Source organism: Arenibacter catalasegens (genome assembly GCF_002909235.1).
In the GTDB taxonomy this organism is placed as follows: Bacteria; Bacteroidota; Bacteroidia; order Flavobacteriales; family Flavobacteriaceae; genus Arenibacter; species Arenibacter catalasegens.
Genome location: NZ_PHQQ01000040.1, coordinates 1 through 20,720 on the forward strand (window position 1 = coordinate 1; position 20,720 = coordinate 20,720).

Annotated in this window: 12 protein-coding genes and 1 rRNA gene; 7 read left to right on the forward strand and 6 right to left on the reverse strand. The window is 38.6% G+C overall.

The features are described 5' to 3' along the window. The 4 genes from CWD90_RS21605 to CWD90_RS21620 form a co-directional block, all read right to left on the reverse strand. A 16S ribosomal RNA gene (locus CWD90_RS21605) occupies window positions 1-90 on the reverse strand; the annotation flags it as partial. Between the two features lie 343 nt (window positions 91-433). Next, the gene (locus tag CWD90_RS21610) at window positions 434-2,422 is read right to left on the reverse strand and encodes a putative porin (protein ID WP_103478137.1); all 1,989 of its coding nucleotides are present in this window, start codon (window positions 2,420-2,422) and stop codon (window positions 434-436) included. 229 nt (window positions 2,423-2,651) lie between these two features. After that, on the reverse strand, window positions 2,652-4,211 hold the full coding sequence (locus CWD90_RS21615) for a SusD/RagB family nutrient-binding outer membrane lipoprotein (RefSeq protein WP_103478138.1): 1,560 nt from the start codon (window positions 4,209-4,211) through the stop codon (window positions 2,652-2,654). 11 nt (window positions 4,212-4,222) lie between these two features. Further along, complete coding sequence (locus CWD90_RS21620; RefSeq protein WP_103478139.1) at window positions 4,223-7,486, reverse strand: SusC/RagA family TonB-linked outer membrane protein; 3,264 nt, start codon at window positions 7,484-7,486, stop codon at window positions 4,223-4,225. 521 nt (window positions 7,487-8,007) lie between these two features. On the opposite strand from CWD90_RS21620, the gene CWD90_RS21625 reads away from it, so the two are divergent. From CWD90_RS21625 to CWD90_RS21645, 5 genes are all read left to right on the forward strand, one after another. Beyond that, window positions 8,008-8,604: a ribonuclease HII gene (locus tag CWD90_RS21625; protein WP_103478140.1), complete on the forward strand. Its 597-nt coding sequence runs from the start codon at window positions 8,008-8,010 to the stop codon at window positions 8,602-8,604. 29 nt (window positions 8,605-8,633) lie between these two features. Further along, complete coding sequence (locus CWD90_RS21630) at window positions 8,634-11,093, forward strand: ribonuclease HII (RefSeq protein WP_103478141.1); 2,460 nt, start codon at window positions 8,634-8,636, stop codon at window positions 11,091-11,093. 317 nt (window positions 11,094-11,410) lie between these two features. Beyond that, on the forward strand, window positions 11,411-12,748 hold the full coding sequence (locus tag CWD90_RS21635) for an OmpA family protein (protein ID WP_103478142.1): 1,338 nt from the start codon (window positions 11,411-11,413) through the stop codon (window positions 12,746-12,748). 32 nt (window positions 12,749-12,780) lie between these two features. Further along, entirely contained in the window at window positions 12,781-13,452 is a 672-nt protein-coding gene (locus CWD90_RS21640) for a TapB family protein (RefSeq protein WP_103478143.1), read from the forward strand. A 591-nt stretch (window positions 13,453-14,043) separates the two neighbouring features. Next, on the forward strand, window positions 14,044-14,391 hold the full coding sequence (locus tag CWD90_RS21645) for a hypothetical protein (RefSeq protein WP_103478144.1): 348 nt from the start codon (window positions 14,044-14,046) through the stop codon (window positions 14,389-14,391). Window positions 14,392-14,596: 205 nt separating this feature from the next. Here the strand turns inward: CWD90_RS21645 and lipB are convergent, their stop codons facing one another. Together lipB and CWD90_RS21655 are read right to left on the reverse strand one after the other, a co-directional pair. Further along, entirely contained in the window at window positions 14,597-15,313 is a 717-nt protein-coding gene (gene lipB / locus CWD90_RS21650) for a lipoyl(octanoyl) transferase LipB (protein ID WP_103478145.1), read from the reverse strand. Between the two features lie 44 nt (window positions 15,314-15,357). Continuing rightward, complete coding sequence (locus CWD90_RS21655) at window positions 15,358-15,513, reverse strand: YqaE/Pmp3 family membrane protein (RefSeq protein WP_103478146.1); 156 nt, start codon at window positions 15,511-15,513, stop codon at window positions 15,358-15,360. Window positions 15,514-15,735: 222 nt separating this feature from the next. Here CWD90_RS21655 and lysS point away from each other — a divergent pair, with 222 nt between their 5' ends. After that, window positions 15,736-17,427, forward strand: coding sequence for a lysine--tRNA ligase (lysS, locus tag CWD90_RS21660; RefSeq protein ID WP_103478147.1), 1,692 nt, complete (start codon window positions 15,736-15,738; stop codon window positions 17,425-17,427). A 552-nt stretch (window positions 17,428-17,979) separates the two neighbouring features. Next, on the forward strand, window positions 17,980-20,718 hold the full coding sequence (locus tag CWD90_RS21665) for a PSD1 and planctomycete cytochrome C domain-containing protein (RefSeq protein WP_103478148.1): 2,739 nt from the start codon (window positions 17,980-17,982) through the stop codon (window positions 20,716-20,718). Window positions 20,719-20,720 lie beyond the last annotated feature (2 nt).

Here is a 20,720-nt window from a genome sequence, read left to right on the forward strand (position 1 = left end):
TAAGCAAGCTTATCCCCGCTGCCCCTCGACTTGCATGTGTTAGGCCTGCCGCTAGCGTTCATCCTGAGCCAGGATCAAACTCTTCATCGTTGATTCTTATATAACTTCGATCAACCATCCAAGACTTGTTTCCCGGCCCGTTCTTTCGATTTCTTTTCTGCGCCATCCCCCCGTTTCCAGGAAAATGGCGCGCTGTCTTTACAATATATCAATGAACTTCTTACTCTTTTTCTACTATCGCTCTTTCTCTAAGCGGGTGCAAATGTAGAATACTTTTTCGGCTTACACAACACCTTTTTCGAATTATTTTTAAAAGAATTTTCAAACTCCCTATAACATCCTGATTTACAGCTGAAATATTTAAATATTTTTTTTGCTTTTATTGACATCTGAAGACTACAAAACAGCGTACCTGCAAAAAGTACTAATTAAACTAGGAGAAGAAATTCCATACCAACCCAAATCGTATCACAAAATCCCTGTACGGATAATTTGGGGCCGAATAAAAATTGTTATCACTAAAGGAAGAATTAAAGTGTTCCGCCTTAAAGAATATCCTTGTCTGTTGTACTCTGGCATTTATAAAGATGTCCAACATGGGAAAGCCCCCCAATTCTTCCTGGCCTTGGGAATAGAACTCCCCTAATACCGGATTATAGGCATCCGCACTATAAGACGTAAAATACTTTAAGGTAACCCCTGTTTGCAAGTACATGGCTTTTTTAAATACAAAACTGGAAAAATACAAGGTATTTCTAGTCACTATCTCTGGCACATTAAGCACCTCATTAGGCTGGGAAACATTCTGATACATTACTGTATTGTTAAGTGCAAATCCCTTCCACTTAAACTCCTTGCCATATTTTACTTTTATAATATTAATAGCACCACTCTCCTGGAACGGCTTAATAAATGCCTGCTCCCCACCTTCAACCACCGTTTCTAAAGGATCGGAAGCGAAATAGGTGTAATTGTCCAAAGAAGTATATTTAGCCATTAGATTCCCAAATAGATTTGACTCCAAATCAAATTGAAAACCATTATTATTTAGTTTTTTAAAATCCTCCGTATGCTGCCAGTTGTAATTAGCGTAGTCACTTTGGTATAAAAGAAAATTAAAATTAGGCATGCGAGATGAAGAGTGTATGGAAAATTTAAGTTTGTTATTCTTATTAATATCATAACTGGCAAAGGCATCCAATAAATTCCCTGACAAGTCTCCTGATATATTGGCCTGCGCAGAACCATTCAACTGAAAACCTCCTATTTTCTTCACATATTTAGCCCCAGCAGAGATTTCATCGCCCTTTAACTGACTCTGTATTAGCTGTGTAGGAGTCTGTAAAACGGAATTGAAAAAATAATTATACTGATAATGATTAATATGCCCTGTTAAGGCTCCCAAGGTTTTATTGGAGAATTGGGCATAGACCTTATTATAAGTCGTTTTTAAGCTAGCCTTATCGCCAATGCTAGTGCCATAACCATCCCCAAAATAATCGTTCTGAGCGGATTGTTTATATTGATAGAATTTGGTCTCATAACTAAATTCATGTCCAAGTGCCAATGAAGTTGTCCTGGTCTTTGCCGAATCCCTTTTTTTACCAAATAAAGTATATTGATGATCCAAATAATACCTCTTCCCCAATAGCCGATTAGTAGCATCGGAAAAAAGGACATCCAATCTGGACCGGTCCTTAAATTCAGAATCTCCAGATTCAAATTGCAATTCCTTATTGGAAAGTCCGCCATTTTCCTCTGTAGCAGAATTTTGGGCAGCCATATGTGTTCTTAAATTATAGCGCCCATCATTAGATTCATAGTTGGCCGTCATTTTAAAATTTCCTGATTCGGCTTCACTATATTGATATTTACCCATGGATCTAAAACCTTTATATGCTATTGAAAAATTTAGCCTTGGCGAGGTATTAAAAGCCAACAAAGCATCCAAAAGTTGCCCTCTCTCAAAAGTGGTTTTAAACATTAGATCGCTCATAGGGGTAGCTACGTTGTAGTAATCAACATCCCTCTTCTCCATATAGTTAAAATGCTTCGCAGTGGCACCCATACTTGGATAGGTGTCCTTTAAATCAAAATTAACTCCCAATTTATTATAGGGCTGCCCCACATTGGCAAAAGGCATCAATTCAAAATCGTCCCTTCTTAGAAAATTGTTCCTAAACTCCTTCTGAATGGAAATAGTGGTATCCAAAAATGTGGTATCCCTCTCATAGCTAATAATCTTGTAATCCTTTATGGTAATTTCCTGCCCCTGTCCTCCCCCATTTTTTTTAGGTGGAAGATTTCTAATTTTACGATCCATAGCCGGATTACCCTCCTCTTTGGACGATGGGACTGAATCTTCTTGAGCCCTAACGGCCTGACTAAAAAACACTATTAAAAGTGCCAACAAATATCTCATTCTATAAACTTACGTCAACAAAGTTAATTTTTTTGTCCTTAATGAAATGTGAAAGTTTAAAAAACAGAAAAAACACCTTATCAACAGCCTTAAAAATCAACAATATACTATCTTAAACATACAGGAATACCCAAGTACTTTTTATCCGAGCCGACCATAGCTCATTCCCATAAACAAAAAACCTGCAGGGGATACCTGCAGGTTCATAAAAATTTAAATCATATTCATTCTAGTTCAAATCCCAGAACAATTGGGTTTCTGCCGCATCACCACCAATGGCCGTGGAACCAGAACCATAATTGACCCCGTTCAATGACTGTTCTATAATTGGATAGGTATATCTATTTGGAAAACCGGATACAGCATCAGTAGGAGTAGCCATAAGCGGATAATCCAACAATCTAATGGAGGTCCATGCTTCCAATCCCCTATTGTAAAGGGCAATCCACTTTTGGGTCCCAATAACCTCTTTCCAAGGCGTGGTAGCCGTACTTGCCAAAATAGCCAAGTCATAATCTACTGAAGGTTCAGCCAAATATGAAGTTGCTTCTCCTGCAGTACCTCCCCATGAAAGAATGGAGGCCGTAATAGCGGCATCATAATGGTCCTTTGCCGTCCCACCAACTTCAAACAACCTTGCCCTAGCTTCTGCCAATAAAAATTCTACCTCGGCATAATCTAGAATTATACCTGGAAAAGTAGCTTCCTCTATTTGGGCAGATACATGGGAATGGGAAGAATAATTAGCAGTGTTACCAATTTCTCCTCCCAAATATACAACCTGTTCCACTGAAGGATCCGCATCTACGTTGGAATCAAAATAATACTTCATCCTAGGATCAGTTCTGGTGACAGATCCAGGTACCACGGTACGATCATCATCTTCATCAATCGTCCCGTCCTCATTGGAATCTTCCAAGTACTCATAACTTCTTGGCTGCATAATATCAATAATGGTTATTGCTGCAACAAAATCCTTTCTTCCACTTAACACCAAATTATCATAAATAGGATTTGTATTAGGATCAGAACCCAAATAAGTGTAAGATGCATTATCCTCATTGCCTGTAAACACCCCTGTATCAACTGCACTTTCAACAGTACTTTTTGCAAAGGCCGCATCTTTATCGGATAAAAGAATGCCCATTCTTAATTTTAGCGAAGCCGCGAATTTTTTCCATTGTACCACGTCGCCACCATACATTCTGTCTGCACTGCCAAAACTTCCATTGCTCTCGTCCAAGGCACTTATAGCGGCTGTCAAGCGACCGATCAAATCTTTATAGACTGTTTCGCCATCATCATATTTAGGCAGAAGATTGTCAATATCCAAAGCTTCTGCATAAGGTACATCTCCAAAGGTTTCCACCAAGATACTGTAAGCATAAACATTAAGAATCTCGATAATAGTCAGTTTATTCGGCTTCAAAACCTCCTGCTCCGAAGTAGAATAAGTTGTGGCTTCAATAACCTTCTTTGCCTCATCCAAATCCTTTAAAACATCCTTGTACAATACACTCCAATGCTTTTCAGGAATAGTCCTGGTAACCTGATCATAGTTACTTTCGTCCGTATAGGTGGTTTCCTGTAAATACTGGGCCCAAAGTTTAGTGTTGTTATTGTTCACATTCAAATCCACCACTTGGTCCACCAAGCTTTTCTGCGCGCCGGTAAACAAACTTTCACCTGGCACCGCCAATGGATCCTTGATGTTCTCGTTCAGACTTTCCAAATCACTGGAACAAGAAGCAAAAATCACGGCCGTAATTAATATTGCTAGTTTTTTCATTTTATTTTTTTTTAGAATTGTAATTTAAGATTGACACCAAAATCCCTTGTGGTCGGTAATGAACCTACAGAGTACCCTTGAAGGTTACCAGCTGACAAACCGCCTTCAGGATCTTCATGTGGAATATTTTTGTCTATAATCCATAGGTTAGATCCAATAACGCTTAAACTAGCATTGGTCAAGAAAGTATTGGTCAATAATTTGCTTGGCAAATTATAGGTAAATGCCACCTCACGTAATTTAACATAACTAGCGTCATAAACAAATGCTTTATCCGGCAAACCTCTTCTGTAACCAAAAGCACCAAACCTGTTGGCATTTATCCTAGCAGTGTTTGTTGCACCATCAGGATTTACACCTTCATTGATAAAACCGCCACCGTCGGCCAAGGAATTCCTAACAGGATTGCCCAAATCATTTATAAATACGGTCTCTTCATACAACCCGGTTGCACGACCATAATATTGGTCCAAGGAAAAAATACTACCTCCTTGTTGAATATCTATCAAGAAGCTAAACGATAGATTCTTATAGTTGAATTTATTGGATATCCCCATTAACCAATCTGGGTTGGTGTCTCCGATAGTTTGATCTGAGGTAGATGTTTTTATAAATTGCCCGTCGGCTGGATCAACTACCCTCTGTCCATTAAGATACGTATAGTCCGTACCATATAATACACCATAGGGTTTTCCCACTTCGGCATTGAGGGTTACCCCACCTTGGAAATCTCCCAATTGTAAAGTCTCGATTCCATCTTCCAGAGACACTACCTCATTTTTATTCTTCGTCCAGTTGACCATAACAGTCCAATTGAAGTTATCCGTTCTAACCGGATTCCCAGAAATGGAAAGCTCCACCCCCTTGTTTTCAATTTCACCTGCATTCAGTATCTTTTCTTCAAAACCAGTAGCTCTGGAAACAGGAACCCCAAAAATCTGATCAATGGAATTGGTTTTGTAGTACGCCACATCAAAACTTAATCTGTTGCGTAAAAATTTCATTTCCAATCCAACCTCAAAACTCTCGGTTTTCTCAGGTTTTAAACTAGGATTCTTTTTTTGATTGTCCACAGAAGTACTAGGTGCTCCTGGTGGAATGTTTACATTATAGGTGTCGTATAGAAAATCGAAAGGGGCACTATTACCTACTTCTGCATAATTGGCTCTTAGCTTACCAAAGGTGAGGAAATCTGCGTTCAAAAGATTGGTAAAAACAAAACTCGTGGCTATGGAAGGATAATAAAAACTACTATTGTCCTCTGGCAATGTAGAAGAGTGATCCCTTCTTATGGTTGCATCCACAAAAAGTATGCTTTTATAACCCAAAGAAGCACTTGCATAAATACCATCTACACCTATTTTTTCAGCTCTTTCAACAGGAAGAGCAAGCGGACCGGTACTGTTTTGCAAAGAGTATAGTCTAGGTACGCTCAACCCACCGCTTGTAGCAGAATAAATGGATTGAAAATCGCTTCTTCGAATGTTGGTGCCAATAATTCCCTTTAAATTCAGGTCCTCTGAAAGGTCTGTTTGAAAATTAAACATGAAATCGTAATTGGTCTCCGTAACATCCAGATTTCTTCTACCGTATCCAGAATCCACATTTCCTCTGTTTCCTGCACTATCAGGAATACCAAAGCTAGTTGGTACACTCCCATTGGCCCTTCTCTCCTCTTGTATCTCGGTGTAGGTGTCGGTTGCCGCCCTTGCGGTAAAGTTTAACCAGTCCGTGAATTTGTAATCCAATGATACATTACCTATAAATCGATTCCTTCCATCGTTTTGGTAATTCTCATAACGGGACCAATATGGATTATCCCAAAAGATTGGTGCCGAACCAGCATCGCTGGTCGCTGGGTTCCAAGTAACATTTCTTTTAGTATCAAAATAAATATCCTTTTGTTGTTTAAGATCTACGTTGGTCTGCCACCATTGCTTAAAATTACTTATTTGGTTATCGTTATAACCTGTAGAATTACGGCCATGTGCTCTGGTATTGATATAATTTGCATATCCGGTAACGGTCAATCGTTCCGTCAATTTAAAAACACCGCTCATAGAAAAATTATGCTTTTTAATGGAACTATTCGGCATTATACCGCTCTGATCAAATTGGGTATAGTTTAACCTAAATGAACCATCATCTTCATAAGCTCTTGAGAATGAAACCGAATTGGTTGTTGTAACAGGCGTTTCAAAAAATGTTATTGGCCCATTTTTGGCATTTACCCAAGGGGTAGCCGTTCTGTAATTTGGAGAATCCGGATCAAAAGAATCCCACTGATATACTAATAAGTTTGGATCGAAAGGTGCTCCATAAGAACCATCTTCGGTATACACCGCTACTTGATCGTCATTTCCATCGCCGGTAATATCTTCTTCATACCAGTATCCGCCTGGGCCGTCGTAATAAGCCCCGTAACCAGCACCGTATTGTTTTTGATACTTAGCAAAAGTGCTTTTATCTATGGAACCTATAGTTATTCCCGAATTAACGGTAACCCCAATTCCCGGGGTATCCTTTCCTTTTTTAGTGGTGATCATAATGACCCCGTTGGCAGCCCTTGAACCATATAGTGCAGAAGCCGCAGCTCCTTTTAAAACGTTAACCGACTCAATATCATCAGGGTTTATATCGGAAGCGGTATTACCATAATCATAGTAGTTACCACTGGCCTCGCCCTGATACTTGGAATTGGTGTTTGTATTGTTTACAGGAACACCATCTATTACGAACAGCGCCTGATTACTTCCTGTCAAGGAGGCATTTCCTCTAATTACCACATTGGTAGAACCTCCTAGGTTGTTGTTCTTCTTAATCTGTATACCAGAAGCTTTTCCTGAAAGGGCATTAACAAAGTTGCCGCTCTTAACGGTATTCAAATCCTCTCCCTGAACTTCCTGCGTAGAATATCCCAAAGATTTTTTATCTCTTGAAATACCCAGAGCAGTTACCACTACTTCCTCCAGTGTTTGTGCATCCTCTTCCATAACAACATCGATCGTGGCCGATCCGCCAATTATCTTTGAAACACTCATTTGTCCAATATAACTGAACAATAAAGTTTGCCCTTCACTACCTTGAATGGTGTAATTACCATCAAAATCGGTCTGTGTTCCATTGGTGGTCCCTTCGACCACAATGTTCACTCCAGGTAACACTAGACCCATTTGATCGGTCACTGTACCGGAGATTGTTTTTTCCTGTGCGTAGGAAAAACTCATAAATAACCCCATGATAGGAGCTAAAATCCAAGTTAGTTTTGATTTCATTTACTTTTTTTTAAGAATTAGTCAACCACAAACTTGTAAAAAAATTGTTAATAAACCTAAATATTTTAACAATTGAGATCCTATTTGTTAAAAAAGGTATATATAATTGTCATTATGTTAAGAATTTCATTCTTTATCAGAGATTAAATTGTCATAATTGTATTTTTTTGTTATAATTCTCATTGAATTATTCCTGTTTTCGGTAAAATATGTCATTTTTGACATGTTTTTAACATCAATTTTATACGTCTTAACGATATTTAACTTTTAAAAAATTCTAATTTTAATTTTTTTCCAGAGAAATAGTACCAGATTCCCATTTTATCCCCATTTTCAAATACCCTATATTTTATAAATGAGGTCTTTAGGTAAATTTGGTTGAATTGGATGCTATTCCCCTTATATAATTTTTATATTTGACATCGATGGAGTTAGGCAAAAATAATTGCAGCTAAGATTCGTGATTATAGGGTTTAACCTTCAATTTTCCTTACCATTTCATAGAAAGAGAAAACCCATAGATGTTAAAATCCAATTACAAATATCTGTTAGAAGCTGGAACCGATGAAGCGGGTCGGGGTTGTTTGGCAGGACCAGTTACGGCCGCAGCCGTAATCTTGCCAAAAGGTTTTGTAAACGACACCCTTAATGATTCAAAAGTTTTAACTCCTTTGAAACGTGATCTCCTTAGACCACTAATAGAAACCAACGCCATGACCTTTGGTGTTGCCCATGTTTTTCCTGATGAAATTGACAAAATAAACATTTTGAATGCTTCCTTTTTGGCCATGCATAAAGCCCTAGACCAATTGACTACAACTCCAAAGTTTATTATTGTGGACGGCAATAGGTTTAATCCGTACCAAAACATTCCCCACTGTTGCATTGTTAAAGGAGATGGCAAATACCTCAGCATCGCAGCAGCTTCAATTCTTGCCAAAACTTACAGGGATGCCTATATGGAAAAAATCCATGTGGAATACCCTATGTACAATTGGAAAAAAAATAAAGGTTACCCTACCAAGGAACATAGGGAAGCTATCAGAAAATACGGTATAACAAAATACCACCGAAAAACTTTTAGGCAATTACCAGATCCATTAAAAGTGGATGTTTAAAAAACTTAAATTTGTTCAAAGCTTAATTTATGAAATTCAAATTAATTGCTGTACTTTTTTTACTCACTATCGGATGTACAGACCAAAGCACAAAAACATCATCACTACTCCACTACGTTCCTCAGAATAGTGCAATTATCATAAAAATAAACGACAAACCATCCTTTTCCAGTGAGCTGGAAAATAGCGACCTCCTAAAGTCATTATCCGCTACAACCATCTACAGCTCCGCAGTAGATAAACTAAAGTCGCTCAAATACCTTCAACCGAATGGAGAAAGTATATTGGCCTTCGTGGAATTGGGCAAGGAAAGCTATGAGTTGCTATTCATAACACAAAAAATAGAAGATATTTTTCAAATTAAAGATGTAAAAAATAAAGTTGTTGAAAATATTAGCTACGAAGGGAAAAACTATGAGAAGTACGTTGTGGAAGGCACCGTTTTCTTTTCTACCGTAATGAATGACAAAATAATAGTGAGCTCTGCACAAATGTTGATTGAAAACATACTTCGCAACGAAAAGGACCTTGCCATAGACGAATCATTAAATAAACTATATCAGATCGCCAATAACCAGAGTAGTGCCAATATTTTCATCAATACCAATAAAAGTAACCCCTTACTAGCCCACATCTTGGCAGATGGACACAGGGCGGACCTTGCCAAATTCACGGATTGGATATCACTTGATTTTAACACCAATAAGGACCACATAAAATTGAATGGCATTAGCATGGCCAATGATTCCATTATAAATTATAGTAATCTATTTAAGGATAGTCATGCCCTGATTCCAAGGACACCCAATCTTGCCCCTATAACTGCCGATGCCATAATGGCCTTTACCTTTGACAATTACGAAAAATTTGCCCTGAATCAAAAAAAATATTTGGACCGTTCTATAGTTATTGACACCACCTTTAAAGCAGTGGAAGAAATTGGGTTTGTATACCTGAACAAAGAAAAAGCGGCTATACTCCACACCTACGGTTCTGAGAATATCCTGAACTATCTAGATCAATTGGAAAAGGCATCTGAAGAATATCAGGGCAATGAAATTGTTGAACTTTCCAAAACCGACTTCTTAAATCATTATTTCAACCCCTTGATAAAGGATTTCAAGGCAAAATATTACACCATCATAGAAAACGCGTTTGTATTCTCTTCCACATCGGAGCAATTAAAGACCATCATTGGCAATTATAAAAATGCCTCTACATTCGAAAAATCTTCGGTTTATAAAACGGCAAAAGAACAATTGGCAGACGAATCTTCCATGCTTTTTGTATCCAATGCTGATGGCATTGAATATTTTCTGGATAACTATATTACCAAAGAAATTACTAAAAACATCGAAATAAAAGAGCTTTCCGAATATTCCTTTGCAGCCCAAATGGTCTCTGATGATAATTTTCATCATACCAATATACTTTTTCAAAAAATAGCCCACGAAACCAATTTAAACAAGACTATTCCCTATTTCACCCTACAACTGGACACTGAAATAGTTACGCCTCCTCAATTTGTAAAAAACCATAGAACCAATAAAGAGGAAATTATAGTTCAGGACCAGGACAACAACTTATATTTAATTTCTACCGATGGTAAGGTAATTTGGAAAAAACAATTAAAAGGGAAGATTCAGGGCCGGGTAGAACAGGTAGATCTCTACAAAAACGGAAGATTACAATTGGCATTTACTACTGATAATGAGTTTTTGATCGTTGATAGGAATGGAAAGGACGTACCTCCCTTTACCTTCACCTATGAAGGAGGAAATCTGAACCCTTTAGCTGTATTCGATTATGACCGTAAAAAGGATTACCGCTTTCTAGTAACCCAAGGAACAAAAGTGTTCATGTATAACAGTTTGGGACAAATCGTGAAGGGCTTTAAATATACCAAGGCAGAGAACCCAATTTTAGGTACACCTAAACATTTTAGGGTAGGCAAAAAGGATTATTTGGTGATGAAACTGGAAGGCGGAACATTAAAAATTTTATCCAGGACAGGTGATTCCCGTATTAATGTAAAAGACAAAATAAATTTTTCCGATAACGAGATACTTCTACATAAGAACAAATTTACGGCAACCAACACTAAAGGAAATCTTTTCCAAATTGACGAAAAAGGTAAAACTACTTCAGCCAATCTTAATTTGCTTCCGGACCATGGCATGGATGCCACTAGCAATACCTTAGCCATAATGAACGACAATATCCTTACAATACGCAGCAAAAAAGTGGAATTGGACCTTGGGGTATATTCAAAACCAAGGATATTTTATTTAAATGACAAAATATATATCAGCGTCACAGATATTCAGAATCAAAAAATCTATCTTTTTGACAGTCAGGCCGAACCTATTTCCAACTTTCCCGTTCCTGGAAATTCCATTATTGACTTGATCGATATGGACAATGACCATAAACTAGAATTAGTTGCGAAAGACCAGGACAATTCGATCATCGTTTATAAGATAAACTAAGAAAATATATGGGCTTAAAATTTCAATAACTAAAGTTTAGCCACATATTTTTCTTAATATTTATTAAGAAAAATAGCACCTTTACACAAGACTAATCCTAGGTTTTTAGACAATTTCATGCCAGGTTGCCGCCCTTCGGTTACCATCTAAATTACTTCAAATGTTAACCATAGCGCTTATAGCACTATTAATACATAAAAACTAGCAAAACATACACCTATCTAACCAATAGCCTAAAATTTTATTAATTTTAGTTAATTTATTGACCTATAACTACTTATAGCCAATACATAGAGAGAACACTAAAATTAAGGAATATGAGCACTCACAAAATTTTCCTACGAGTAATTTTATCATTTACAATGCTTTTCTTTCTTTCTAGTGGGCTTCATGGGCAAATTTTGAAAAAGCTCGGTAAAAGAGCCCAGAGGGCAGCTGAGCGAACCGTTGAAAATAGGGTAGATAGGGAAACCACTAAGAAAACAGACGCGGCTTTGGACAGTATCTTGGAACCTGGTTCCAAGAAATCACCTTCCGACCCACAAATAGAAAATCCGTTACCTCCTGCGGGTAGTGACAATCCAGGAAATTCAAACGAAAACAGCGGCAGTGCCAACACTGATGCCCAGGGTAGTACAAAAACAATTGAGGTCTATAGCAAATTCGATTTTGTTCCAGGCGATAAGCTCATATTTTATGATGATTTCTCCAACGATTTCATGGGCGACTTCCCCTCCAAATGGAACACCAATGGTGGTGGAGAAGTTGTATCCGTGAATGGATCGGATGAAAAGTGGCTGGAATTAATATCCGGTTACAACATATATTTTATTCCCGATACACCTAATCTACCTGAGGACTACACCATTGAATTTGATGTATTAACATTAGGATTGGACAATAAGACATCATCTACGGCCTTTCTTCGAATAGATTTAAGTGATGACGATAAATTCAAGGAAGGTGCCAATTTCGTACATGCCCATATTCCATTTTGCTTATATACCCCAAAAGGTATTACCATGGCAAATCACATTAATAATAAAAGGGAAATTTACAGTGTTGTAAAAGCAGATCTAAGGGATGAGATTTTAAATACACCCCATATTTCTATTGCTGTAAATAAACAGCGGTTTAGGTTATGGGTCAATGAAGAAAAACATATTGACATACCTAAGATGGTACCACAAGGTGCAATATTGAACACCTTAAAGTTTCATATGAACAATTTTAAGGATGGAAAGGAACGTATATTTATCAGCAACCTTAAAGTTGCCGAAGGCGGGTTAGATCTGAGGAGGACACTTATATCTGAAGGCAAAGTCTCTACTAACGGTATTTTATTTGATTCAGGTTCTGCCAATATTCAACCCCAATCTATGGGTATAATACTTCAAATTTTCCAAGTCCTGCAGCAAGAAAAGAACATGAAACTAAAAATTACTGGGCACACGGATTCCGACGGAAGCGATGATGCCAATTTGGAGCTTTCCAAAAAACGTGCGGATGCCATTAAAAATGTCTTGGTAAATACCTATAAGGTGTCTACAGAGCGCTTGCAAACTGAAGGCAAGGGAGAATCAGTACCAATAGGGGATAACGCTACAACAGATGGCAAGGCCCAAAATAGAAGAGTTGAATTTATTAAATTATAACATAAAATCCATTAATATTTAAAATGTAATATATGAGAACACTTATCCTTATTTCTGCCTTTTTTTGTTTAAACTCACCAGCCGTGTCCCAGGATTGCAGCAAATATTTCCCTATGGAAGAAGGTGCCAAATTTCAAATTACCAATTATGATAAAAAAGATAAGATATCGGGAGTGATGGATTATGTAGTTAAGGAAGTAAGTGGAAATACCGCTGTCATGTTTTATGAAATGAAGGATGAAAAAGGAAAAATGATCACCAGTTCGGAATACGGAGTCACCTGTACAAACGACGGGGTCAAAATTGACTTTAGTTCTTTAATGTCGCCCGAGTTATTGGGACAATACGAAGATATGGAGGTAGAAATGAGCGGTACGGATCTTTTATACCCCAATAATCTAAGTACCGGACAATCATTACCCGATGCAGATGTATTAATGACAGTAAAAATGCCACCATTGAACATGAAAATGAACATGAATTTTTTTAATAGAAAAGTGGAAGGTAAGGAATCTGTGACCACTCCGGCCGGCACTTTCGATTGCTATGTCATCAGCTATGACAGTGAAGCTAAAATGGGCGTTAAAATGACCACCAGTTCTAAATTATGGCTTTCGGAAGGATTTGGCATGATCCAACAGGAAACTTATAATAAAAAAGGCAATCTCATGGGGAAAAGCTTACTTACCTCATTTGAAAAATGATGGAATGACCCAAGAATCAAAAAGAACATAATAAAAGAGTCCTGAATTATTCTTTTGTTTTAGAGGTATTAATGCTTTGCCCGCACAGGCCTATTGGGAAAGGTATATAACTATAACCCAACGGTCCGTATTATTGAGAATGCGATTAGCATACTATTAAATTATTCGGGAGCAAGTTGCTCCCTCAACCTCAAAGAATATGGGCTATTTCACATATGGTTCTAATGACAATAGAACCATAGAGAATTACTTGAAAGAGAAACTGGACAGTGACCTAAAAAGGAATAGTCCCCCAACCAATATTAGGAGTATGGGCCATTTTGACTTTACATGATTCCCTGAATAAACAGAATAATGCTTAGAACCATAAAAGAATAAGTCAATTACCTCAGGGCAAGCTCATGAGGCATCGAAAGAAAACTATTTATAATATTTCGACGCCCGCCTGAACGGAACGGGCAGGCCTGCCCGTTCCGTTCAGGCGGGCAACCGTCGGAGCATTCAAATCTCACTTGGGGAGTAAGCGTTTATCCTTTTTAGACTAAGATCATTAATGGACAACTATAAATAAAAATTTAAAAAACAACAGCAATGAAAGCGCTAAAAACATTTGTCTTAATTGCCTGCTTAGGCATCTTTACTTTCACTCAGGCACAAACCGACCCTAAACCAACATCTGAAGTCTCCAATAATTTTCTAGATCTACAGGCCAGTACCTTTGGCAACATCCTTGGCGATTCGCTAACAGGCCGTAAGGGCAAGGTCACCGATTATCTTGATTTTGTAAATAAGAGCAATATACCAGAGGCCGATAAGCAGAATTTACGGGACACCTACCACCGTTATTCCCAAGCTTTGGATGCCAAGGGCAAGGATTCCTTGAAAGCCGCCATAACACAACAGCTTCTATCAAAAAAGTATAATGACAGTATTAAATAGTATAAAATATAGGGAATATTAAATAATACCCATCCAGAAATTTAAACAGAAAGTGCAAGGTGAGGCGGAAGAAAAATCCGTAGTTGAAGATAATACCAATAAAAAAAGAGCCAAAAAAAAAGAAAATTAGAAATTTTGGTTAACCATAATAGGAGATTACACTAACTTCCATAAGGTGTTTCCAAATTCGTAGAGTAAATCTGACCTATGCCTGGATTCTTTCTTTTACGATTTCTGCCTCAAAAAGCGTTTCAAAATGCTTCAATAGTCGCTGCTTCACCTCGGCCATGTCCACTTCCTTTTTGCCGAGTTCCACATTTAAAGATGTAACAGCTTTGCCTTTGATACCACAGGGAATCATCAGATCAAAATAACCCAGATCGGCATTCACGTTCAGGGCAAAACCGTGCATGGTTACCCATCTGCTGGCACGTACTCCCATGGCACATATTTTTCGGGCAAACGGTGTGCCTACATCCAGCCAAACTCCGGTTTCCCCTTTGGATCGCTCTGCCTTAAGACCATAGTCCGCCAAGGTCAGAATAACCATCTCCTCCAAAAACCTCAGGTATTTATGAATATCGGTGAAAAAATTATCGAGATCTAAAATAGGATAACCAACGATCTGTCCCGGACCATGATAGGTAATATCTCCACCGCGATTTATCTTATAGAATTTTGCGCCTTTTTCGGTAAGTACATTTTCATCTACCAACAAATTATCCATATCACCACTTTTACCCAAAGTGTACACATGGGGATGCTCTACAAATAAAAAATGATTGGGCGTTTCCAAATGGGAACCTCCCTTCCTGTTCTTTATTTTTAGGTCAATAATAGATTTGAACAATTGCTCTTGGTAATCCCAAGTTTCCTTGTAATCTTTAAGTCCCAAATCTTCTAAGAGAATACGTTTGTTCATGTTGCAAAGATACAAACTCCGTCCATAAACCAAACCTCGAAACCTTAGTTTGGATTGTTAAGTATAATCAATGCGGCGATTACACCGGGTACCCATCCACAAAGAGTAAGCAAGAATACAATAATAAAAGAACCGCACCCCTTTCCAATAACGGCCAAGGGTGGGAAAATAATGGCCAAAACGACCCTTAAACAACCCATTTTTTCGATTTTTGATTGATACTGCCCTATGACGGGACAGGTATATTTAATTGATCCCGCTCCATCGCGGGACAGGTGTACTAATAAGACTCAGAAACAGCCATTTTGTTACAGGAAAATGGAAATAATTAGTGTACCCTGTTTTGAAAACTATCAATTCTAATTTTTGGATTGATAGATTAACGCAGAGTGCCTATATTTGCAGCCTTAATTTATAAGAATATGCAGCTTTCGGAACAAGAAGTAATTAGAAGGGAAAAACTTGGCAAGTTACGGGAAATGGGCATCGACCCTTACCCTGCGGCACTTTACCCGGTTGATAGTACATCCAAGACCACTAAGGAAAATTATGAAGAAGGAAAAAAAGTGATCCTATCCGGAAGACTTATGTCCAGAAGGATCCAAGGCAAGGCTTCCTTTGCGGAACTGCAAGATAGTGAAGGCCGCATACAGGTCTATTTTAATAGAGACGAGATTTGTACAGGGGAAGATAAAACCTTGTACAACGATGTTTATAAGAAATTGCTGGATATTGGGGATATCATTGGAATAGAAGGGGAGCTTTTTACCACTCAGGTAGGTGAGAAAACCGTAATGGTAAGGAATTTTACCTTGCTGAGTAAATCCTTGCGACCATTGCCGCTGCCAAAGGTAGATTCCGAAGGTAAGGTTTTCGATGAATTTAACGACCCGGAGATGCGTTATCGTCAGCGCTACGTAGATTTGGTAGTAAATCCAAGTGTCAAGAAAAATTTTATAAAGCGAACAAAGATTACCAATAGTATGCGTCAGTTTTTTAATGATGCTGGCTATTTGGAGGTTGAGACCCCTATTTTACAACCTATTCCTGGTGGTGCCGCCGCACGTCCGTTTATGACGCACCACAACGCACTTAACATTCCTTTGTACTTAAGAGTAGCCAATGAGCTATATTTAAAGAGATTGATTGTAGGTGGCTTTGATGCCGTTTACGAATTTGCAAAAGATTTTAGGAACGAAGGCATGGACCGTACCCATAATCCAGAGTTTACAGTGATGGAACTTTATGTAGCCTACAAGGATTACAATTGGATGATGGACATGACCGAAAAACTTTTGGAAAAGGTGGCCGTAGATTCCAATGGCACTTCAAAAGTTACAGTGGGCAAAAATGAAATAGAATTTAAAGCACCTTACCCCAGAGTCCCCATTTTGGAAGCAATAAAAATCCATACCGGTTTTGATGTTGCCCGAATGAATGAAGTGGAACTTAGGGAAGTTGCAAAAAAACTACATATTGAGGCCGACGATAGCATGGGGGTTGGGAAACTAATCGATGAAATATTCGGTGAAAAATGCGAACATCATTACGTACAACCCACCTTTATTATAGATTACCCTAAGGAAATGAGTCCGCTTACCAAAGAACATCGAAGCAATCCTGCATTAACGGAACGTTTTGAGCTAATGGTAAACGGGAAGGAATTGGCCAATGCCTATTCCGAGCTGAACGATCCCATTGATCAGCGCGAAAGGTTTGAGGACCAACTTCAACTTTCAGAAAAAGGGGATGACGAGGCCATGTTTATTGACCAGGATTTCCTAAGGGCTTTGGAATACGGAATGCCTCCAACCAGTGGTATTGGCATCGGTATTGATCGTTTGGTAATGCTTATGACCAACAACGCTTCTATACAGGAGGTACTTTTCTTCCCTCAAATGAGGCCCGAAAAGAAACAAGTTGAACTTAGTGAAGAAGAAAAAATGATTCTTGCCCTTTTAAAACCTGATGGCAAGTTGGCATTGGACGAGCTTAAGGCGAAAGCGGGACTAAGCGGAAAAAAATGGGATAAATCCATGAAGGCACTTTCCAAGCACGAGTTGATTAAGGTTGCCACCGAAGGCGACACCAAGGTGGTACTTCTTAAGAAATAACCCCCAAGGAAACCAACGAAAAATTTCATTGTTTCAAGCGATTCTATCCCTGTGATAAAATCACTCAAATTCCTGTACCCATAAACCACCATCCTCCCTAGAATAATTTTGGGTTGACAATACCTTAGCAATTTCATACTTTTATAGGGCTATTGATCTAATATAAATTAAATTTAGGCTAAATATTATGTGGTATTAATAGAAAATATCCTAAAATGACTGGTATTTGAACGCGAATGGGGTTTATTTCCCATATAATTGCTGAAAATATCACCGTATTGTTATACTAAAATGTTGCATTTTGGATGTCCCAGATATAAGTATCGTAAAACGAATTGATTATTGGGGAACTAATGCTAACATTCACAAGCCTGTAAGGTGAAAAAGTATTGACAATTGGGTTAAAGTTGGTTGCTCATAATTTTATTAGGCAGTATTATTATTCTTTTTGAATCAATTAAATTAACTGCTTTATATTGCTTTACCCTGGGTTAGCACTAATGCCAAGAATTCAAAACAATTATTATTGAACAAACACTTAAAAATAATAGCGTGAAAAAGAAAGTATCATATGGCCTTTTATTTATCGGTATCATTATACTTATAATTTCCGTTTGGAACATTCTTAAACCTTCGGATGAGGTAGATTATAGTGCGGATATAAAACCGATCCTGAACAAGAACTGTATTACTTGTCACGGTGGGGTTAAAAAAAGTGGTGGTTTTAGTCTTTTGTTCCAGGAAGAAGCCTATGCCAATACTGAATCTGGAGTTCCTGCCATAATTCCAGGTAACGCGGCCAAAAGCCCTTTTATTCAGAGGTTAAAGGAAGATGACCCGGAATTACGCATGCCCTATAAAAAATCAAAACTTTCAAAAGAGGATATAGAACTATTGACCAAATGGGTAGATCAAGGCGCCAAATGGGGCAAGCATTGGGCCTATACCTTACCGGAAAAAGTAGAAATTCCGGAAGCAACGCAATCTGCTGGTATCTCTTCAAGTGATTCGGAAGGGTTTATTAAAAACGAAATTGACCACTTTATTTTACGAACCCTTGAAAATAATGATTTGGAACCGAGTCCAGCTGCGGAACCTAACGTCATAGCGAGAAGGCTTGCCATGGATATTGGCGGACTTCCTCCAGACGAAGCCTTATTTACTGATTTTACCTCGGGAAAAATCACCTATGAAAATATGGTGGATGAACTGTTGTCAGGAGATGCATATGGTGAAAAGTGGGCCAGCTGGTGGTTGGATCAAGCCCGCTATGCAGACACCAAGGGGTACGAAAAAGATATGGGAAGGTCTATGTGGCAATATCGTGATTGGGTAATTAGGGCTCTAAACAACGATATGCCCTATGATCAATTTACTATTGAGCAATTGGCAGGCGACCTGTTACCCAACCCTTCTACAGATCAACTTATCGCGACTGCCTTCCATAGAAACACCATGAACAACGATGAAGGAGGAACAGATGATGAGGAATTTAGGGTTGCTTCCCTAATTGATAGGGTGAACACTACCTTTGAGGTATGGCAAAGCACCACAATCGGCTGCGTTCAATGCCATAGCCATACCTATGATCCCTTTAAAAACAGGGAATACTACAATTTAATGGCGTTTTTTAACAATACCAGGGACGAGGACACTTCAGAGGATGAGCCAAATTTAAAATTTTACGACGAGGAGCAACAAAAGAAAGTCGCTGGGATTTATGAATGGATCGCTAAACATGAGAACAAGGAAGTTGCAGAAGTTTATAACAATTTTCTACAATATTCAGAACCTATTTACCATGCCCACTCGGCCAAGAATTACACCAATGGCAATTTAGCGGATACCAAATGGCTTGCGTTACGGGACAATGGCTCCTGTTACCTCGATGAGGTATATACCCAAGGTGCAGCCTTTATATATCTAAAATATTCCTCTGGAATAGATGGAACCAAAGTAACCATAAGACGCGATAATGTGGAAGGGGAAATTTTGGCCCAATTCACAACCAACAAAACAAACGGAAGGGTTATCCAAAAGTTCCCATTCAAAAAAAGTAATGAAAAATTAAACCTATACATAGAGGCCAATAACGACAAGGTCTCCTCCAAAAGTCCTACCAGTTACATTTCGTGGTTTGCTTTTCTTCCTGAAATTAAAGCTGATAATAACACTGGCTATTCCGAAATGGATGCGGAGTTTATGGAGTTGGTGAACACAGCCACCACTACATTACCTATTATTGTGGAAAATCCCGATTATCGAAAAAGAACCACTCAGGTTTTTGAAAGAGGCAATTGGCTTATGAAAACGGATAGCGTTGAACCCAAAACTCCCCAAAGCCTCAATGCATGGAACGATGCATGGCCAAAAAATAGATTAGGGTTCTCCAAATGGATGGTAAGCAAAGAGAATCCGCTAACGGCACGTACCTTGGTCAATAGGGTTTGGCAGCAAATTTATGGGCGGGGCATAGTTGCTTCTCTGGAGGATATGGGTTCCCAATCCGATCCACCATCGCACCCGGAATTATTGGACTGGCTAGCATTAAGATTAATGAACGAACATAATTGGAGCATTAAAGCTTTGGTAAAAGACATTGTAATGTCTGGTACTTACAGGCAAAGTTCCAAGAACAATGCCAAATTATACAATTTAGATCCAGAAAACAGACTATATGCACGCGGCCCAAGAGTACGCTTAGCTGCGGAACAAATACGCGATCAGGCCCTGGCCGTTTCGGGGCTATTGAGCACCAAAATGTACGGACCAAGTGTAATGCCCCCACAACCAGATGGTATTTGGCAAACAGTTTATAACGGTGGCAATTGGGTGGAAAGTCAAGGTGAGGACAAATACCGAAAAGCCCTTTACACCTATCTAAAAAGAACCAGTCCATATCCCTCTTTCCTGACTTTTGATGCAGGAAGCAGGGAAGTATCAACGGTACGCCGGACGATAACCAATACTCCATTACAAGCTTTGGTTACCCTTAACGACCCCGTATATCTGGAAACTGCCTATCATTTGGCCAAAATTATGGACCAGGGCAACAATGTGGACACAAGCATACGGCAGGGCTACAAGAAGGCGGTATTGGCAGACATTAGTGACGAGAAACTAAGCGCTTTAAAAGAATTATACAACATTTCACTATCCAATTTCAAGGATACACCGAAAAACATAAAGGAATTCATTCCATATGAGGCCGATGCCAACGCCAATTTAGCGGCATTGACCGTAGTGGCCAATGCTATTATGAACTTGGATGAGTTTTTAACAAAATCATAGTT

What these genes read in the sequence shown, in the direction of transcription:
- CWD90_RS21610 (WP_103478137.1), bottom strand. Translation starts at nt 2,422, where the DNA reads ATGAGATATTTGTTGGCACTTTTAATAGTGTTTTTTAGTCAGGCCGTT.
- CWD90_RS21615 (WP_103478138.1), bottom strand. Translation starts at nt 4,211, where the DNA reads ATGAAAAAACTAGCAATATTAATTACGGCCGTGATTTTTGCTTCTTGT.
- CWD90_RS21620 (WP_103478139.1), bottom strand. Translation starts at nt 7,486, where the DNA reads ATGAAATCAAAACTAACTTGGATTTTAGCTCCTATCATGGGGTTATTT.
- CWD90_RS21625 (WP_103478140.1), top strand. Translation starts at nt 8,008, where the DNA reads ATGTTAAAATCCAATTACAAATATCTGTTAGAAGCTGGAACCGATGAA.
- CWD90_RS21630 (WP_103478141.1), top strand. Translation starts at nt 8,634, where the DNA reads ATGAAATTCAAATTAATTGCTGTACTTTTTTTACTCACTATCGGATGT.
- CWD90_RS21635 (WP_103478142.1), top strand. Translation starts at nt 11,411, where the DNA reads ATGAGCACTCACAAAATTTTCCTACGAGTAATTTTATCATTTACAATG.
- CWD90_RS21640 (WP_103478143.1), top strand. Translation starts at nt 12,781, where the DNA reads ATGAGAACACTTATCCTTATTTCTGCCTTTTTTTGTTTAAACTCACCA.
- CWD90_RS21645 (WP_103478144.1), top strand. Translation starts at nt 14,044, where the DNA reads ATGAAAGCGCTAAAAACATTTGTCTTAATTGCCTGCTTAGGCATCTTT.
- lipB (WP_103478145.1), bottom strand. Translation starts at nt 15,313, where the DNA reads ATGAACAAACGTATTCTCTTAGAAGATTTGGGACTTAAAGATTACAAG.
- CWD90_RS21655 (WP_103478146.1), bottom strand. Translation starts at nt 15,513, where the DNA reads ATGGGTTGTTTAAGGGTCGTTTTGGCCATTATTTTCCCACCCTTGGCC.
- lysS (WP_103478147.1), top strand. Translation starts at nt 15,736, where the DNA reads ATGCAGCTTTCGGAACAAGAAGTAATTAGAAGGGAAAAACTTGGCAAG.